Source organism: Streptomyces sp. A2-16 (assembly GCF_018128905.1).
Taxonomy (GTDB): domain Bacteria; phylum Actinomycetota; class Actinomycetes; order Streptomycetales; family Streptomycetaceae; genus Streptomyces.
Window position 1 is genome coordinate 5,289,995 of record NZ_CP063808.1, and the last position, 16,265, is coordinate 5,306,259.

A 16,265-nucleotide genomic window follows, 5' to 3' on the forward strand; every position below is an offset into this window, starting at 1 on the left:
CGGGGTCCTCAGCGCTCAGTGGCTGCTGAGCATGCCCTCCCGCAGGCGGGTCAGGATCCGGGTGATCAGGCGGGAGACGTGCATCTGGGAGATGCCGAGGTGTTCCGCGATCTGGGCCTGGGTGAGTTCCTCGACGAAGCGCCAGTGGATGATCCTGCGGTCGCGTTCGTCCAGTTCGGCGATCATCGGCGCGAGGGCGTGGAAGTCCTCGACCAGGCCGAGCGCCGGATCCTGCTTGCCGATGAAGTCCGCGAGCACGCTCTCACCGTCCTCGCTGCCGCCGATCGCCGCGTCCAGGGAGGCCGACCTGTACCCGTTGGAGGCCAGCCGCGCCTCCACGATCTCCTCCTCGGGCAGGCTCATCAGCTCGGACAGTTCGCGGGTGGTCGGCGTCCGGCCCAGTCGGCTGCTCAGCTCCTCGCTCGCGCGGGCCAGTTGCACCCGGGCTTCCTGCAGACGCCGGGGCACGTGGACCGCCCAGGAGGTGTCGCGGAAGAACCGCTTGATCTCACCGACGATGTAGGGGACGGCGAAGGAGGTGAACTCGACCTCGCGGGTCAGCTCGAACCGGTCGATCGCCTTGATCAGGCCGATCATGCCGACCTGGACGATGTCCTCCATCTCCTCCGGACCGCGGCTGCGGAACCGGCCGGCCGCGTAGCGGACCAGGGACATGTTCATCTCGATCAGCGTGTTGCGCGCGTACTGGTACTCGGGCGTGCCCTCCTCCAGCACCGCGAGCTGCTCGAAGAACAGCTTCGACAGCTCTCGTGCGTCCTTGGGTGCCACCTGGGACGGGTCGGTGATCTCCGGCAGAGCCTCCGTCCGTCCGGCAGTCCGCACGCTCGTCGCCATGATGTACCCCTCCACTGTGTCGGCCTCGCATCAGCCGACCCGCTGATCGACGACCGGCCATGTACCCCGACCCGGAGCACACATGCACGCACATGCGAAAACCTCGATGCCGGTTCCGGAGTACCGAGGAGCTGCGCCGACCACGCGTGCGGGGAGACGCACGACGGCCGGGCCGCCGGGGTTCTTCCTCGGCAGGCCCAGCCGTCGTCGCATGCCTGTGTCAGGCTCCGCTCGAGGACAGCCGCGGTCACCAATAGTGACGTCGGCCGGCGACCGCGTGCCCCATGGATCCCATGATCCAGAAGACGACGCCGACCACGGCCAGGATGATCCCCAGCGTCCACAGGATCGATATGCCGGTGAGAAAACCGACGACAAGCAGGATGATGCCGAGCGCGATCATGTTGTGCCTCCTCGGGTGAGCTGACCTTGTCACCTCCCGAATGCCCCGAAGCGGCAACATCACCCACCCTCGTTGGAGTCCTCCGCGTCATCGGTACGGGTTTCGTTCGACGGATCATCGGCTCGGGCCGCCCCAGCCCCGGAATGGGCCGGAAATCCGCCTGCGAGGCCGCTGTGGCGGACGATGTCGCCGAGCGATCACCACGCGCCGTGGCGGTCAGTGGGGAGTACCGGGCGGAGAGGGTCGGCGCCCCTCTCCGCCCTCCCGGCGTCTCTCAGCCGCCGCTCCAGGGATCTGCCCTGCGTGCCAGTTTCTTGGCGCGGCCGCGGACGTCCGGGGGGAGGCGGTGCAGGACCGTGACGGCCGCCCGGCGGATGGGTGGGGCCGATGTGGTGCGCAGGTAGATGCGGTGCGGGAGTGTGGTCCGGCCCGGTGGGCGGACGGAGAGACGGAGTTGGCCGCCCGGGCCGCCCCACGTCGGGATCACCAGGTGGGGCGGGGTTCCGACCTTGACCGAGCCGAAGCCGAGTCCGCCGAGCGCAAGCCCCGAGCCGGCGTCGCGCGACGCGTCCTCCGACCGTGTCACCCTCGCCCGACGGCCCACGCCGAGGAGTTGGGCGCTCGCCCACACCACGTACGCGCCCGGTTCCAACGAACGCCCACCGGCCAGGGTGAGGGGGTCGACGACCGTTTCGCCGGTGAGCACGACGCGGTGGCGGCCACCGCCGAGCGGCTGGGTACGCGGGATCAGATCCATGTCCGGGTACCACCACAGGTCGCGGGTCGTGTCGTGGACCAGGAGCTCGCCGTAGGCGTGACCGAGGGGGTGCGGGGCTTCCCAGCCCTCGGCGCCCTCGATGCCGGACAGCAGCTCGGGGTCGAGGAGCATACGGCCGTAGCGCTCGACGAGGGCGAGGGGCTCACCGTCGGCGCGGCGCATGCCGATCGTGGTGGTGACATGGAGTTTTCCGTCGCGCCAGCGAATGTCGTCGACGGTGACCTCGGGCCTGATGCCCCGGGTGCGGCGGGCGAGTTCGACGAGGGAGTCCAGATGGCCCTCCTCCAGCAGGTGCGCCCGGAGTCGGGTGAGGGCGGGCAGGCCGTCGCGGACACCGGGCGGGTATGCCTCCAGCGCCATACGGCGCACGACGTCGAAGTGGCGCTCGAGATTCTTGCCGGTGCGCTGCAGGACGCGCGGTTCGTTCACCGGGCGCAGGAGTTCGACGCGGTAGGAGCGGCGCAGCAGGTGGTTCTGCAGCGGGCCCGGCCGGGTGCCCTCCTTGATGGCCTCGACGACCTCGCGCAGGTGACCGTAATACTCCTCCGGAGTGGTGCCGCGGCTGCTGTTGTTGCCTCCGTCGTCCCGGCGCTTCCATATGTAGCAAGGGTGGTCGGCGAGGATCGAGACCGTCTTGGCGCGCACGTAGGCGCGGACCATGAAGAGCTGGTCCTCCAGCCGCACCGGGCCCTCGGGGAACCGGATGTCGTGGGCGAGCAGGAAGTCGCGGCGGAACATCTTGTGCGGGGTGAGGCTCTCCATGAGGGGCGCGTCCTCGACCGTGCAGCGCTCCACGGTGCGCTTGAAGACGTTGCTGGGCCCCTGCATGGTGCCGATGACCTTGCCTAGGACGATGTCGGAGCCGTTGCGGGTGGCCAGCCGGTGCAGGTGCTCCAGGGCCTCCGGGGTCAACTCGTCGTCCTGGTCGACGAATTGGACGTACTCCCCGCGGGCCTCCCGGATGCCGACGTTGCGCGGCTTGCCGGGCCAGCCGGAGTTCTCCTGGTGGATCACCCGTACGTGCGCGTGCCTGGCGGCCAACTCGTCGAGCCGCTGCGGGGAGTCGTCGGTCGATCCGTCGTCGACGTAGATGATTTCGTACGCGCCCTCCCCCAAGGACTGACGTAAGAGTGACGGCGCACAGATGTCTATGTATCGGCCCGCGTTGTAAACGGGCACCACGATGCTCACTTTGAGCATGAACGCTCCCCCCAGCGGAGACCACGTTGTTGTCTCCTGTTGTTCTTTGGACGTTCAGACTCTGGCAAAGGTTGTCCCACGCGAAACAATCCACGACAGCCTTCAAGGATTGCCTTTCTCCGCGTGCCGTGCTTGCCGGGTCAACTCCGAGGCAAGCGCGGTAAACCGCCGTGCCGGCTTCGGCTACGCAATGGCAGGTTCCGGTCAAAGACTTGCCAAACCCCCGGACGCCCTGTCCCCCTCGTGGTCGGGTCTCCAACGACGGCTGTATCACCGCCCTTTGGGAGAACCTGGTGTCGGCACCAACCCGTAGAAGACGATGGCTCACCCTCTGCGCCATCACCGCAACCGCCGGACTCGTCGCGATTCCCGCGAGCGCGGCGCCCGGCCCGCACAGCGGCAGCCCCTTCGGGGCCCGCACGCTCGCCCGACTCGCCGCCGAGCGGCAGCAGTCGGTGGGCACGATGAGCCCCAAGGTGAAAGAGGACGACGGCGACGACGGCAACGAGGCCGACGAGATAGCCGAGGGCGCGGACCAGTACGCGGAGGCCCGCACCTCGCCCGGCATCGTCGCCCCCGGCGCATACGGCGCCGCGTGGACCAGTCTCAGCAAGCTGCCGCGCACCGGAGGCAGTTGGCGCAACATCACCGATCTGCCGTACGACTCCGACGACGCGCGCTACCGCGACATCGACTCCAACTCCAGCGGCGGCTCGGGCCGGGTCACCGGCCGGATGGCCGCGATGGCCGCCGATGACGACGGATACGTGTACGCGGGCAGCGCGGGCGGCGGCGTGTGGCGCTCCCGCAGCGGCGGCGGGCACTGGCAGCCCATCAGCGACCGGCTCCCCGCGCAGTCCACCGGTGCGCTCGCACTCGACGGCGGCGGACGGCTGTGGCTGGGCACCGGCGAGGCGACGACCAACGCGGACGCCTACCTCGGCAGCGGCGTCTACCTCCTTTCCGACCCGCACCACGGCACCTTCTCCACGCGCAGCAGGGTCGGCGGCGACGAACTGGAATCGACCACCATCCACGAGCTGCGCTTCGGCGGCGGCAAGGTGTGGGCGGCGACCAGCGAGGGCGTGTGGAGCCACTCCACGAAGAAGCTCAGCGGCGCCTGGAAACTGGAGTACGCGCCCAACCCCGACTATCTGCCCGGTGGTCCGAAGGCCGACGACCCGGACGCCGCGTACAAGAACATCACCAACGACATCGCCATCGACCCGAAGAACCCCTCCAAGGTGGTGCTCGCGGTCGGCTGGCGCAGCGGTGACGACTACAACGGCTTCTACACCAAGGACTCCAAGGGCGCCTGGACCCGCATCAGCAGCGGCTTCGGCGACCTGCCGACCGACGCGGACGACGTCGGCAGCGTCACCTTCGCCCGCTCCGCCGACGGCTCCCGCTACTACGCCATCGACCAGTCGCCCGAGCAGCTGAACACCAATCCGGACAGCGGCCTGGAGGGCATCTACGTCTCCAAGTCGGGCTCTCCCAGCGGCCCCTGGACGAAGATCGCCGACTACCAGGGCCTGGCAGCCGACGGCTCGGCCCTGACCTCACCCGGCTACATGCCCGGCGTGCAGGCCTGGTACAACCAGTTCCTCACCGTCGACCCGGCCGACCCCGAGCACGTCTACGCGGGCCTGGAGGAGGTCTACGAGAGCAAGGACGGCGGCACCAGCTGGTCGGCCGTCGGCCCGTACTGGAACTTCGGCTTCTCCTGCTGGAGCATCGACCCGGCCAAGCAGACCGGTGACTGCAACCCCACCACCCACTCCGACCAGCACGGCGTCGCGATCGGCAGCTACCACGGCAAGAGCTTCGTCTACGTCGGCAACGACGGAGGCGTCTACAAGCGCCCCGTCGACGGAACCCAGGACTCCTCCGGTCACGCCACCGACTGGACCTCGCTGAACGACGGCACCATCGACACCCTGCAGTACTACTCGGTCGGCATCGGCAAGGACCTCGCCCACGGCAGCGTCTCCGTCACCGGCGGCCTGCAGGACAACGGCCAGTCGATCCTGCGCAGCAACGACAAGGTGATGGGCTCCAACTTCGGCGGCGACGGCGGCGACACCCTCACCGACCCCGCCAACGGCTGCAACATCGCCGAGGAGTACGTCTACCTCTCCATCCAGGTGACCCAGAACTGCGCGGTCAACGACGGCAGTTGGATCACCGACGCGAGCAAGGCCACGTCGTACAACGTCGCCCCGGCCGACAACGCCACCAGCGAGGCACGCTTCATCGCCCCGCTCGCCGCCGACGCCAAGAACAGCTCCACCTGGATCGCCGGCGGCCGTCACATCTGGGTGCAGACCCACGGCTACGCCATCCGCAGCGGTGACGAGTGGAAGAGCGTGTACGACCTCGGCGCCGGCCGCACCGCGACCGCCGTCGCTGCCTCGGGCGGCAAGGTGTACGCGGCATGGTGCGGGCCCTGCAACAACCAGGGCTTCGCCCGCGGCATCTCCGTCGGCAACGCGGACGGCACCGGCTGGCACGACATCGCCCTGCCGGCCAGCGGCGCGAACGGGACCGTGCCCAACCGCTACCTCAGCGGCTTCGCCATCGACCCGAAGAACGCCGACCACGTCTTCCTCACGGTCAACGGCTTCTCCCGGCAGTGGACCGAGGGACCGGGCGCCGGCGTCGGCCATGTCTTCGAGTCCACGAACGGCGGCACCACCTGGAAGGACATCTCCAAGAACTTCCCCGACGTGCCGGCCGACTCCGCGGTCGTCACACCGAACGGCGGCCTCGCCGTCGCCACCGACCTCGGCGTCGTCTATCGGGCGCCCGGCCGCACCAGCTGGCAGCGCGTCGGCTCCCTCCCGGCCGTCGCCGTGCTCCAGCTGAAGCTGAGCCCCGACGGCAGCACCCTGTACGCGGCCACCCACGGACGCGGCATCTACACCATCAAGGTGCGGGACTGCGACTGAGACGGCACCCACGTCGCACTGAAAGGGGTGATCCCGGTTTCCGGGGTCACCCCGCCGTCGTATGCGGCACCAAGTTCACCTGCAGCGTGAAGGCAGCACGGCCCACGCCCGCCAGGTCCGGCTCCTTCGCCAGGACGGTGATGTCGGCGGCACCACCCCTGGTGCCCGCGCACCGCAGCGAGGCCCTCGCGGTGCCGTCCGCACCCACCTGCCATCCGGACGGCACGACGAAGGCCGGCGCGGAACTGCGTACGGCGGTCCAACGCCTGCCGTCCGTGCGGGGGCGCAGGACGAGCGACACCACGGTCCCGGGCCGCACACACATCCGCTGCCGGACCGGATCATCGGGTGACACGGTGAGCTCGACCTGCCCGGTGGCACAGCTCTCCGAGGAGGAGGGCGTGGAGGCCGATCCGGACCGACTCGGGCCGGTCGGGCTCACGTGCGACGCACCAGGCGTGGAGAAGGTCGGCGCACCGGTGGTCGGGGTGCCGGAACCGCCCTCGGACGGTCCTCCCGACGACCCTCCGCACGCCACCAGGACCACCACCCCTACCGTCACCCACCCACCGGCCCACCATCGCATCCGCGCACCTCCCGGCCCGGCTCCCACGCACACCAGCATGCCCCACGGCGCCCGCCGGGCGAAGGTGGACGCGTGCCGTCCGTGGCACCGGCTTCTGCCGGTCGGGCACTGGGCGTGCCCCCGCTGCGCAGACCGTCCGTCGGCCCCTGGCCGCACACCCGCCGCCCCGCCGCCCCGCCTACCCTCGGTCTCGTCTCCCCCGGCCTCGCGGCCCCGCCTCCCCCAACCCCGCCGACCCGATCCCCGGACGTCAGTTCCGTCGCCCCACCGCCTCCAGTACGGCCTTCAGCTGCCGCAGCGGCTCCGGACCGGCGATGCGCAGGACGACCGTGTCCGCGCCGGCCGTCGCGAGCTCTTGGATGTGCCCGGCGGCCTGCGAGGCCGGGCCCGAGACGGTGAACACCTCGTGGGGCGGGCGGCCGAGCCAGGCGCCGTGACCCTCGATGTGCGGGTGCAGGGCCCGGGCGACCTCGTCGGGGTCGTCACCGACGCAGGCGAAGGCGAAGACCATCAGGGCGTGGTCGGACGCGGCACCACCCTTGCCGATCAGCGCACGGGCGTTCTCCAGGTCGCGCGGGCCGTGTCCCTCCGTGATCACGGTGCCGTCCGCGACCCGTCCGGACAGTTCCAGGGAACGAGGGCGCACCACGCCCGCGACGACCGGCGGGACCTCGGCCGGGGGATGCGTCAACTCGACACCGTCCAGGCGGATTTCACGGCCGTCCAGCTCCACCCGTTCTCCGCGCAGCAGCGCGCGTACGGACGTGATCGTCTCCTCCAGCAGGGCCAGCGGAGATCGGGCCGCGGCGCCCACCTGGGCCATCCACTCCTGCACACCGTGCCCGATCCCGGCCACCAGACGGCCTGGGAACACCCGTGCCAGCGTGGCCAGTTCCATCGCCAGGAGCGCCGGGCTGCGCAGCGGGGCGGGGGCGATGCCGATGCCGACCCTGACGCGTTCCGTGGCTCCGAGGGCGACGGCCGCCGCAGACACCCCGCCGTTCCAGCCGAGGTCCTCCACCACCCACAGGTCGTCCACGCCGAGCGCCTCGGCCTGCCGCGCGAACCCGGGCAGTTGCTCAGGGGCCCAGTCGCGGTCGTACATCACACCGATCCGTACGTTCGTCATACGCCGGAACCTATGCGGCGGTGACAATTCGATCAACGGTGTGTCCTGGCGGGCACGGGAGTTCGGCCACTTCGGCAGGCCCCCGCTCGGTTCAGGTCGGAGATGTCGAGCACGAGGCGGTAGTGGACGTCGTGGTGGCGCGGACGGTCGAGGGCCGCGTTCACGCGCGCCGAGGGAAGCACTTCGTCGTCGGCTGTCCCGTCCATGGCGACCACGCGCTGCACGGCGGGACCCTGTCCGGGCGAGGACACGCATGTGCCCCGCCCGGACCGCGTTCGAGCAAGCCGGCCGGCTCGGCTACGGCCGTACGGCTCAGCCCCCGCTCTTGCGTCGGAACGAACGCTGGCTCGAGGCCGGGCCGTGCGCCCCGCGGATCTTCGACCCATTGGCGTTGGCGGCAAGATCGGCCGCGTCAGCCTGTGCACCGCGCTTGCGTTCCAGGGCCTCGCGGAACTTGCGCTTGAGGTCGTAGTTGCCGTCGCTGTCGGGCGCGAGCGCGGACGTCTCGGGCGCAGCCGGCTCCGAACCTTCCGGGGACGCAGCTTCTGCGGTCATCGTGACCTCCTGGGTTCGGGCAATGGGAAGCCCAGCTTGTCATGCCGGGCACGGTACCGGCGCCGATTACCGTCTGTGCATCCCGCACTGCGGGCGGCTGCTCCGTGCAGGCCGTGCGGACCGTGCGGGGCAAAACCGTTCGACACGCTTCGAGATCCTGGCAGGATGTGGGCATGACGACGAACCGAAAGGTCCATGCCGCGTAGACGGCCAGGACGCGTCCGGGCCGGTGCTCCCGGCTGCCGGACATCGAAAGCGACGCCGGTCATCGACGGCTTGTCCGCGCGTGCGCTGTCCGAGATCGTCCGCCTCGAACGCACTCGCAACTATCTGGGGCCAGGAGACGTCGGCACGGCTCTGCGTCTGTGGAGGGAGTACGTCCACCTCCCCGAGCGTCGGCTGTGGCTCGACTTCGAGCAGGGCGACACGCACTGGGACTGCTGCGGCGACCCCTTCGAGGCCCGCGCTCTCCTCGATGCCGCGATACAGGCCATGTCACCGGGGAACGCCCGCGAACTCCGTCGGAAAGTCAGCCGCCTGGACGCCTTCGTCGACCATCAAGGGTGAGGTCAGCGGCGCACGGTAGTTTGCCGCCATGACCGAACTGGGGAGCTTCGCCTGGCCACTTGCCCCGATCAGGACGGAGCGGCTCGTGCTGCGCGAGTCCGAGGCCGGCGACCGTGACGCGTTCATCGAGTTGTTCGCCTCACCGGAGGTGCACACCTACCTGGGCGGACCTCGACCGCGTGCCGAGCTCGAGAGGGCGGTGCCGGAGACACCAGGGCGGCGCCCCGGCTTCTTCGTGGTCGAGCTCGACGGGGCGATGATCGGCATCGTCGAGCTCAAGGGGCGTGACGCCGAGCGTCGCGGTCATGTGCGTCCGGATGCCGGTGAGGCCGAACTCGGCTACCTGTTCCTGCCGCAGGCGTGGGGACGCGGATACGCCGCCGAGGCGTGCGCGGCAGCGCTCGAATGGTTCGCCGACGCCCTTCCCGGAGTGCCCGTGGTGCTGTGCACACAGACGGCCAACGCCCCGTCGATGCGCCTCGCGGCAAAGCTGGGGTTCACCGAGGTGTGCCGGTTCGAGCAGTGGGATGCCGAGCAGTGGATGGGTGAGTGGTCGCCGGTCGCACCGCGTTAGTGAACTCGGACGAACGCGCGGGGAGGCGACCGCTCAGCCCTCCTTCACCACCGCCGCGTCCAGGAGGGGGCCGAGTTCGCGGGCCACGGTCGACAGCGGGCGGGTGTCGCGCTCCGCGCGGGCCATGAGGATCGCCCCTTCCAGCGCGCTGACCATGAGGGTGGCCAGCGCACCGGCTCGTTCCGCGGGCACGCCCATGTCCGCCAGCGCCCCGGCCACCGGACCCGTCCAGCCGGCGAAGGCCTCCGCCGCGGCCACGCGCGTGGACGCCGTCGACTCCGCCCAGTCCACCGTGGCGGCCGCGACGGGACAGCCACCGGCGAACCCGGCCTGCTCGTACTCGTCGGTCCACTGGCGCACCATCTGGGCGAACAACCCGCTCGGCGTCGGTTCGGGCAGGGCGGCCAGGAAACGGGCGACCCGGTTTCCCGCGTAGCGGCCCGCCCACGCCACCGCCTCGTTGACCAGTTGCTCCTTGCCGCCGGGAAAGTAGTGCTGGAGCGAACCGCGCGGCGCCCCGGCATGGGCGGCGACCTCGCGCATGCCGGTGGCGGCGACCCCGTCGCGCCGGATCAGCTGAGCGGCGCTGAAGACCATCCGCTCCCGCGCTCCCCTCTCGGACACCGCCATCGCCGACCTCCACGTCAGGTGTATGCGGGGCACACTCTATGACCGCCGTCATAGTCGCGTTTACTATGACCGCTGTCATAGTGGGCGGCAACGGCTCGGCCTCGGCATGAGCCGGAAACGGCGGTGCCTTGTGTACGTGGGATTTATCGGACTGGGAACCATGGGGCAGCCCATGGCCCTCCGCCTCGCCCGGGCCGGCACACCTCTCGCCGTGTGGAACCGCACCCCTGACCGGTGCGAACCCCTGCGCGCCGCCGGAGCCGAGGTCGCCGCGAGCCCGGCCGAGGTCTTCGAGCGGGCCGGGACCGTGTTCCTCATGCTCGTCGACGAGGCCGCCGTGGACGCCGTGCTGGAACGCGGCACCCCGCGCTTCACCGGCCTCGTCGCCGGACGGACCGTCGTCCACATGGGCACGACCTCGGCCGAGTACTCGGCCGGTCTGCAGGATGCCGTCCGGGCGGCCGGCGGTCGGTACGTCGAGGCTCCCGTCTCCGGTTCCCGCATCCCCGCCGAGCAGGGCGAACTGGTGGGGATGACCGCCGGTGACCCAGAGGCCGTCGCGGCGTTACGGCCCCTGCTGGCCCCCATGTGCCGGGAGACGTTCGACTGCGGGGCGGTCCCCGGCGCGCTGCTGATGAAGTTCTCGGTGAACCTCTTCCTGATCACCCTCGTCACCGGGCTCACCGAGGCGTTCCATTTCGCCGACCGGTACGGACTCGACCGACGCCTGCTCCGGGAGGTCCTGGACGCGGGCCCGATGGCCAGTGCCGTCTCAAGGGTGAAGGGAGCCAAGCTGCTGGCCCGAGACTTCACCGTGCAGGCGACCGCCACCAACGTCCTGGAGAACAACCGTCTGATCGCCGAGGCCGCCCGCAAGGCCGACCTGGCCTCCCCGCTCCTCGACGCCTGCCACGCCCTGTACGGCGAGGCCGTCGAGCAGGGCCACGGCGACGAGGACATGGTGGCCGTGCTGCACGCCCTGGAGAGCCGGACGTACGGATGTGCGCCCTAGGCGGGACGCCGACCACGGGGGCGGCCCTCGCCGGTGCCGGGTCCCGTGCGGTCGAGGCCGCGCGTCGTGAGCGGACCGCACTCACCGACCGCGCCGAACGCCGACACGGCCGCTCCGAACGCCGACACGGCCGCGCGGCCAGAGGCTCGGCCCCGAGCCACGTGAGCCCCGCACGCCGGGCCCCCTCCCGGACAGCACCCCGGCGCATTCGGGCGACTCGAAGACCGTGATGTGGGAACCGGGAAGGCAGGTCCCGACACACGAGAGAGGGCCCCGGGAGCACGAGGGCCCGGCTCGCTCACCGGAGGAGAGGCGACGATGGCGCGCGAACACGACTCGCAGCAGGCCGTGCCGAACACGCCGGGGATGCGCCCCGACGGCGACGGCGTCACGCGCCGCAGGCCGCTGCGCGGGCAGCACATCGAGGAGACGGTCGAGATCGCGGTGCCGGTGCGGACGGCGTACAACCAGTGGACCCAGTTCAAGACCTTCCCCCGGTTCTCGAGTGTGGTGCACGGCGTCGAACAGGTCAGACCCACCGTCACCGACTGGACCATCGGCTACGGACCCCTGCGCCGCCGCTTCGCGGTGGAGATCGTGGAGCAGGACCCCGACGCCTACCTGGCCTGGCGCGGTCTGGAGCAGCGCCCCTCGCACCAGGGCGAGGTGGAGTTCAGGCCGACGGAGTCGGGCGGCACGGCCCTCACCGTGCGGATGCTGCTGGAGCCGCGCGGAGCCACGAGACGGCTCACCGGCTCCTCCCGGGTCGCGCAGGTGACGGCCCGGATGGTGCGCCGCGAGCTCGAGAACTTCAAGCGGTTCATCGAGGGGATGGGGCAGGAGGGCGGGGCCTGGCGCGGCACCATCCGCAACGGCCGAGTCCAGCACGACCACCCGGAACCGCCGAGGAGCCGTGTGGCCCAGTGGCCCGTCGGCTGACCCGCGTACCGCACGCGGCGGCGAACCGGCGCGCCGCAGGTCGCGGCACGAGGCCAGGCAAAGGCTCGGCACGAGGCTCGGCAAGAGAAAGGCGATGCGATGCAGAACCCGCCCGGCGAGGAGCCGGAGACCACCCTCTCGGTGACACCACCGAAGAAGTGGGCGGCCGGGGTCCCCGCGGTCGTGCACGCGCTGGAGTACTCCCTGGAGCAGACGTCCGTGCGCACGACCGGGGTGGACCTGCTGACCATGAACCAGGTGGGCGGGATCGACTGTCCCGGCTGCGCCTGGGCGGATCCGGCCCCGGGAAAACGCCATCGCAACGAGTACTGCGAGAACGGTGCCAAACACATCAACGACGAGGCCACGAAACGGCGCATCACCGCCGACTTCTTCCGTGAGCACAGCGTCTCCGAGCTCGCCGGGCGCTCCGACATGTGGCTGAACCAGCAGGGCCGACTCACCGAACCCATGATCAAGCGACCGGGCTCCGACCACTACGAGCCCATCGGCTGGAACGACGCCCTGGGCGTACTGGCACAGGAACTCACCTCGCTCGCCTCCCCCGACGAGGCCGTCTTCTACACCTCAGGCCGGGCGAGCAACGAGGCCGCCTTCGTCCTCCAGCTCTTCGCCCGCGCCTTCGGCACGAACAACCTGCCCGACTGCAGCAACATGTGCCACGAGTCCAGCGGCTTCGCCCTGAGCGAGACGCTCGGCACCGGCAAGGGCACCGTCAGCCTCGACGACCTCCACCACGCCGACCTGATCTTCCTGGTCGGGCAGAACCCCGGCACCAACCATCCGCGCCAGCTCTCCGCCCTGGAGGAGGCCAAACGCAACGGCGCCCGCATCGTGGCGGTCAACCCGCTGCCCGAGGCCGGCCTGCGCCGGTTCAAGAACCCGCAGAATCCGCGCGGGATCATCGGCCGCGGCACCCAGATCGCAGACCGCTTCCTGCACATCAAGCCCGGCGGCGACCTCGCGCTCTTCCAGGCCCTCAACCTCCTGCTGCTGGAGGCCGAGGACGCCCGGCCCGGCACCGTCCTGGACCACGACTTCATCGACGCCCACACGAGCGGCTTCGAGGAGTTCGCCCGGCACGCCCGCACCGCCGACTGGGACGACGTGCGCGCGGCGACGGGACTGACCCGCGAGGAGATCGAGAAGGTCCGCGACGAGGTCCTGCGCAGCGAACGCGTCATCGTGTGCTGGGCGATGGGCATCACCCAGCACAAGCACGGCGTGCCCACCGTCCGGGAGATCGTCAACTTCCTGATGCTGCGCGGCAACCTCGGTCGCGCGGGCGCCGGCGCCTGCCCGGTGCGCGGGCACAGCAATGTGCAGGGCGACCGCACCATGGGCATCTGGGAGCAGATGCCCGACTCGTTTCTCGACGCGCTCCAGAAGGAGTTCGGCTTCGATCCACCCCGCCCGCACGGACTCGACTCGGTGAACGCGATCCGGGCGATGCGCGAGGGCCGCGTCAAGGTGTTCCTCGCCCTGGCCGGCAACTTCGTACGCGCCGCTCCCGACAGCGAGGTCACCGAGGAGGCGATGCGCTCGTGCCGGCTGACCGCCCACATCTCCACCAAGCTGAACCGCTCGCACACCGTCTGCGGTGACACGGCACTGATCCTGCCGACGCTCGGCCGTACCGAACGCGATGTCCAGGCGGACGGCGAGCAGTTCGTCACGGTGGAGAACTCCATGAGCGAGGTGCACACCTCCACAGGCCGCCTCGAACCGGCATCCTCCCTGCTGCTCAGCGAGGTCGCGATCCTGTGCCGGCTGGCCCGGCGCACCCTCGACGGCAAACCCGACATCCCCTGGGACACGTTCGAAGGGGACTACGGCACGATCCGTGACCGCATCTCCCGCATCGTGCCGGGATTCCACGACTTCAACGCGCGGGTGTCACGCCCCGGCGGCTTCCAGCTGCCCAACCCCGTCAACGAGGGTGTCTTCAACACCGCGACGGGCAAAGCCATGTTCACCCGCAACGAGCCGGTGGTCCCGAAGGCCCCCGAGGGCCATCTGCTGCTGCAGACCCTGCGCTCGCACGACCAGTGGAACACCATCCCCTACACGCTCAACGACCGCTACCGCGGCATCCACGGCAGCCGTCACGTCGTACTGGTCAATCCGGCCGATCTCTCCGGACTCGGCCTCGCCCGGGGCGACCGGGTCGACCTCGTGAGTGTCTGGTCGGACGGCACCGAGCGCCGCGCCGCGAACTTCGAGGTGGTCCCCTACCCGACCGCGCCGGGTTCCGCCGCCGCCTACTATCCGGAGACCAACGTCCTGGTGCCGCTGGACAGCGTCGCCGACATCAGCAACCAGCCGACGTCGAAGGGCATCGTCGTCCGCCTGGAGCCGACTCCCGCCTGACCGGGCGCAACGGGCTCGCGCGGGCGGCCGCGGGCCCGTACCCGTCGCGGGCGGTCAGGCGTCGTCCGCGCGGGTGAAGCAGTAGGCGCGCTCCACCTTGGCCACGTGGAGCGAGAACGACGCGTACCAGTGCTCGCGTCCGTGGGCACGGGCCAGGGCGTGCTCCGCGTGATTGCGCCACGCGGCGATCGACTCCTCGTCCCGCCAGTACGACACCGTGATCCCCAGGCCGTCGGCACGGCGAGCGGCGTCGACGCCGAGGAATCCGGGCTGGTCGGCGGCGAGTCGGAACAACCGCTCGTCCATCTCCCCGTAGCCGTTGTCGCCGGCGGTCCGCACGGCGGTGAACACCACCGCGTAATAGGGCGGGTCGGGCAGCGACGCGGGCGCGGGCTCGGTCACGGGGTCCTCCGAGGGACGGCACCGGCAGTATCGCCTCGAACGATCTCCTGCCCCGGGCGGAACCCACAACCCTCCGGTCCGGCGGATGAACTGTGCTCCCAGGGGCCACGATCGGCCGGATGCCGCCTGTCCACGGGTCCGTGAAGGCCAATAGCCTGTGCGACCGTCGCGTTCTGGGGGGTCTCGTGAACGGTCTCCGTGCGGTCGTCGTCTGCCTGGTCATCGCGTGCGCCTCGGTGGTGTCGCCGGCCGCGGTGGTGCCACCGGCCGCTGCCGTGACGCCGCACGTGGCCGGGGCGCCGCATGAGGCCGTGGCTCCGGGTTGGTCGGCCCTCGCGGTACTGGCGGCCGCCCCGCCCGTGACCGTGTCCGACCTCGCCGCCAGCGGGCCGAAGGAGGCGTGGGCGACCGGCTACGAGCAGGCCACCGACGGACTGCGGCCGATGCTGTACCGGTGGAACGGCACGGCGTGGAGCCGGGACACCACCTTCCCCGGCGCCGGTGAGCCCGGCTGGCTCGGCAAGGTGCAGTTCGTCGGCACCGAGGTGTGGATCTTCCACAACCGGGCGGGCGAGGGCGAGATCCTGCGCCGATCGGCGGGCGGGTGGAGCGCCGTCCCGCTGCCGCGGACCCTGTGGACCTACCAGGACTTCACCGCCGTACCGGGCGCGGCCTGGGTGGTCGGCGAGGACGACACCGGCCTGAAGGTGCTGCGCCACGACGGTTCCGGCTGGACCGAACAGGCCGCCCCGGACGGTGTGCTGTACCTGATGGGTGTCACCGCACGCACCGCCACGGACGCCTGGGCCTGGGCGGACACGAACACCGGGGCCGCCGTCCTGCGCTGGGACGGCACGGCGTGGCGGGACGCGAAGGTGCCCCTGCCGCCGGACAGCAATGTGCACACACTCCTGCCCGAACCGTCCGGCCGGGTGACCATCGGCGGCAGCCAGTACACCGACGGCGTGGCCCGCACCTACCTACTGGCCTTCGACGGACGCACCTGGCGCACCACCCACCCACCGCTGGCGGGCGACACCTCCACCGAGGCCATGGTGCGCGGCCCGGACGGGGCACTGTGGCTGCCGGTACGGAGCGACCGCGCGTTCCAGTCGAAGTACGCGCGGGTGGACGGCCCTCGCACCACCTTCTCCTACGGCCCGGAGCGCACGAACGCGATCGACGTCAAGCCGCGTGCGCTGGCCAGGGCCGGGTCCGCGCTGCTGTCCTTCGGCACCGCCGAGATCTACGGATCGAAGCCGAACCTGATGAGTGAGCGGCTGGGAGGCTGAC

The 16,265-nt window shown here is 70.7% G+C and carries 16 protein-coding genes; 7 read left to right on the forward strand and 9 right to left on the reverse strand.

The features are described from left to right. Positions 1 to 15: 15 nt before the first annotated feature. The 3 genes from IOD14_RS23730 to IOD14_RS23740 form a co-directional block, all read right to left on the reverse strand. Entirely contained in the window at positions 16 to 855 is an 840-nt protein-coding gene (locus IOD14_RS23730; protein ID WP_123986831.1) for an RNA polymerase sigma factor SigF, read from the reverse strand. A gap of 247 nt (positions 856 to 1,102) precedes the next feature. Continuing rightward, on the reverse strand, positions 1,103 to 1,258 hold the full coding sequence (locus IOD14_RS23735; protein WP_148094998.1) for a DUF6131 family protein: 156 nt from the start codon (positions 1,256 to 1,258) through the stop codon (positions 1,103 to 1,105). Positions 1,259 to 1,532: 274 nt separating this feature from the next. Next, positions 1,533 to 3,236, reverse strand: coding sequence for a glycosyltransferase family A protein (locus tag IOD14_RS23740; RefSeq protein WP_123986832.1), 1,704 nt, complete (start codon positions 3,234 to 3,236; stop codon positions 1,533 to 1,535). Between the two features lie 293 nt (positions 3,237 to 3,529). Between IOD14_RS23740 and IOD14_RS23745 the strand changes: the two genes are divergently transcribed. Next, positions 3,530 to 6,187, forward strand: a complete 2,658-nt coding sequence (locus IOD14_RS23745) for a glycosyl hydrolase (protein WP_212671464.1) — start codon at positions 3,530 to 3,532, stop codon at positions 6,185 to 6,187. Between the two features lie 46 nt (positions 6,188 to 6,233). On the opposite strand, the gene IOD14_RS23750 is transcribed toward IOD14_RS23745, so the two are convergent. From IOD14_RS23750 to IOD14_RS23765, 4 genes are all read right to left on the reverse strand, one after another. Next, entirely contained in the window at positions 6,234 to 6,629 is a 396-nt protein-coding gene (locus IOD14_RS23750) for an acetyl-CoA synthetase (protein ID WP_249126043.1), read from the reverse strand. Between the two features lie 394 nt (positions 6,630 to 7,023). Continuing rightward, positions 7,024 to 7,902: an LLM class flavin-dependent oxidoreductase gene (locus tag IOD14_RS23755; RefSeq protein WP_123986833.1), complete on the reverse strand. Its 879-nt coding sequence runs from the start codon at positions 7,900 to 7,902 to the stop codon at positions 7,024 to 7,026. A gap of 32 nt (positions 7,903 to 7,934) precedes the next feature. Next, positions 7,935 to 8,126, reverse strand: a complete 192-nt coding sequence (locus tag IOD14_RS23760; RefSeq protein WP_123986834.1) for a hypothetical protein — start codon at positions 8,124 to 8,126, stop codon at positions 7,935 to 7,937. An 88-nt stretch (positions 8,127 to 8,214) separates the two neighbouring features. After that, complete coding sequence (locus IOD14_RS23765) at positions 8,215 to 8,457, reverse strand: DUF5302 domain-containing protein (RefSeq protein ID WP_123986835.1); 243 nt, start codon at positions 8,455 to 8,457, stop codon at positions 8,215 to 8,217. A gap of 276 nt (positions 8,458 to 8,733) precedes the next feature. Between IOD14_RS23765 and IOD14_RS23770 the strand changes: the two genes are divergently transcribed. Then, positions 8,734 to 9,024, forward strand: coding sequence for a hypothetical protein (locus IOD14_RS23770; protein ID WP_249126044.1), 291 nt, complete (start codon positions 8,734 to 8,736; stop codon positions 9,022 to 9,024). A 28-nt stretch (positions 9,025 to 9,052) separates the two neighbouring features. After that, the gene (locus IOD14_RS23775) at positions 9,053 to 9,598 is read left to right on the forward strand and encodes a GNAT family N-acetyltransferase (RefSeq protein WP_212671465.1); all 546 of its coding nucleotides are present in this window, start codon (positions 9,053 to 9,055) and stop codon (positions 9,596 to 9,598) included. 33 nt (positions 9,599 to 9,631) lie between these two features. Here IOD14_RS23775 and IOD14_RS23780 read toward each other — a convergent pair whose 3' ends face one another. After that, positions 9,632 to 10,228, reverse strand: a complete 597-nt coding sequence (locus tag IOD14_RS23780; RefSeq protein ID WP_212671466.1) for a TetR/AcrR family transcriptional regulator — start codon at positions 10,226 to 10,228, stop codon at positions 9,632 to 9,634. 130 nt (positions 10,229 to 10,358) lie between these two features. Between IOD14_RS23780 and IOD14_RS23785 the strand changes: the two genes are divergently transcribed. The 3 genes from IOD14_RS23785 (at position 10,359) to IOD14_RS23795 (ending at position 14,570) form a co-directional block, all read left to right on the forward strand. Beyond that, positions 10,359 to 11,240, forward strand: coding sequence for an NAD(P)-dependent oxidoreductase (locus IOD14_RS23785; protein ID WP_212671467.1), 882 nt, complete (start codon positions 10,359 to 10,361; stop codon positions 11,238 to 11,240). A 318-nt stretch (positions 11,241 to 11,558) separates the two neighbouring features. Beyond that, positions 11,559 to 12,179 carry an SRPBCC family protein gene (locus tag IOD14_RS23790; RefSeq protein WP_123986839.1) on the forward strand — a complete coding sequence of 207 codons (621 nt, stop codon included), beginning with the start codon at positions 11,559 to 11,561 and terminating at the stop codon, positions 12,177 to 12,179. A 99-nt stretch (positions 12,180 to 12,278) separates the two neighbouring features. Continuing rightward, positions 12,279 to 14,570 (forward strand): FdhF/YdeP family oxidoreductase, encoded by a 2,292-nt coding sequence (locus IOD14_RS23795; protein WP_212671468.1) that lies wholly within the window; start codon positions 12,279 to 12,281, stop codon positions 14,568 to 14,570. A gap of 54 nt (positions 14,571 to 14,624) precedes the next feature. Here the strand turns inward: IOD14_RS23795 and IOD14_RS23800 are convergent, their stop codons facing one another. Beyond that, entirely contained in the window at positions 14,625 to 14,972 is a 348-nt protein-coding gene (locus IOD14_RS23800; RefSeq protein ID WP_123986841.1) for an antibiotic biosynthesis monooxygenase, read from the reverse strand. Between the two features lie 185 nt (positions 14,973 to 15,157). On the opposite strand from IOD14_RS23800, the gene IOD14_RS23805 reads away from it, so the two are divergent. Beyond that, positions 15,158 to 16,264 (forward strand): hypothetical protein, encoded by a 1,107-nt coding sequence (locus IOD14_RS23805; protein ID WP_212671469.1) that lies wholly within the window; start codon positions 15,158 to 15,160, stop codon positions 16,262 to 16,264. Position 16,265: the final 1 nt, after the last annotated feature.

Coding starts and splice junctions, on each gene's coding strand:
- IOD14_RS23730 (WP_123986831.1), bottom strand. CDS start 855: ATGGCGACGAGCGTGCGGACTGCCGGACGGACGGAGGCTCTGCCGGAG.
- IOD14_RS23735 (WP_148094998.1), bottom strand. CDS start 1,258: ATGATCGCGCTCGGCATCATCCTGCTTGTCGTCGGTTTTCTCACCGGC.
- IOD14_RS23740 (WP_123986832.1), bottom strand. CDS start 3,236: ATGCTCAAAGTGAGCATCGTGGTGCCCGTTTACAACGCGGGCCGATAC.
- IOD14_RS23755 (WP_123986833.1), bottom strand. CDS start 7,902: ATGACGAACGTACGGATCGGTGTGATGTACGACCGCGACTGGGCCCCT.
- IOD14_RS23765 (WP_123986835.1), bottom strand. CDS start 8,457: ATGACCGCAGAAGCTGCGTCCCCGGAAGGTTCGGAGCCGGCTGCGCCC.
- IOD14_RS23775 (WP_212671465.1), top strand. CDS start 9,053: ATGACCGAACTGGGGAGCTTCGCCTGGCCACTTGCCCCGATCAGGACG.
- IOD14_RS23780 (WP_212671466.1), bottom strand. CDS start 10,228: ATGGCGGTGTCCGAGAGGGGAGCGCGGGAGCGGATGGTCTTCAGCGCC.
- IOD14_RS23790 (WP_123986839.1), top strand. CDS start 11,559: ATGGCGCGCGAACACGACTCGCAGCAGGCCGTGCCGAACACGCCGGGG.
- IOD14_RS23795 (WP_212671468.1), top strand. CDS start 12,279: ATGCAGAACCCGCCCGGCGAGGAGCCGGAGACCACCCTCTCGGTGACA.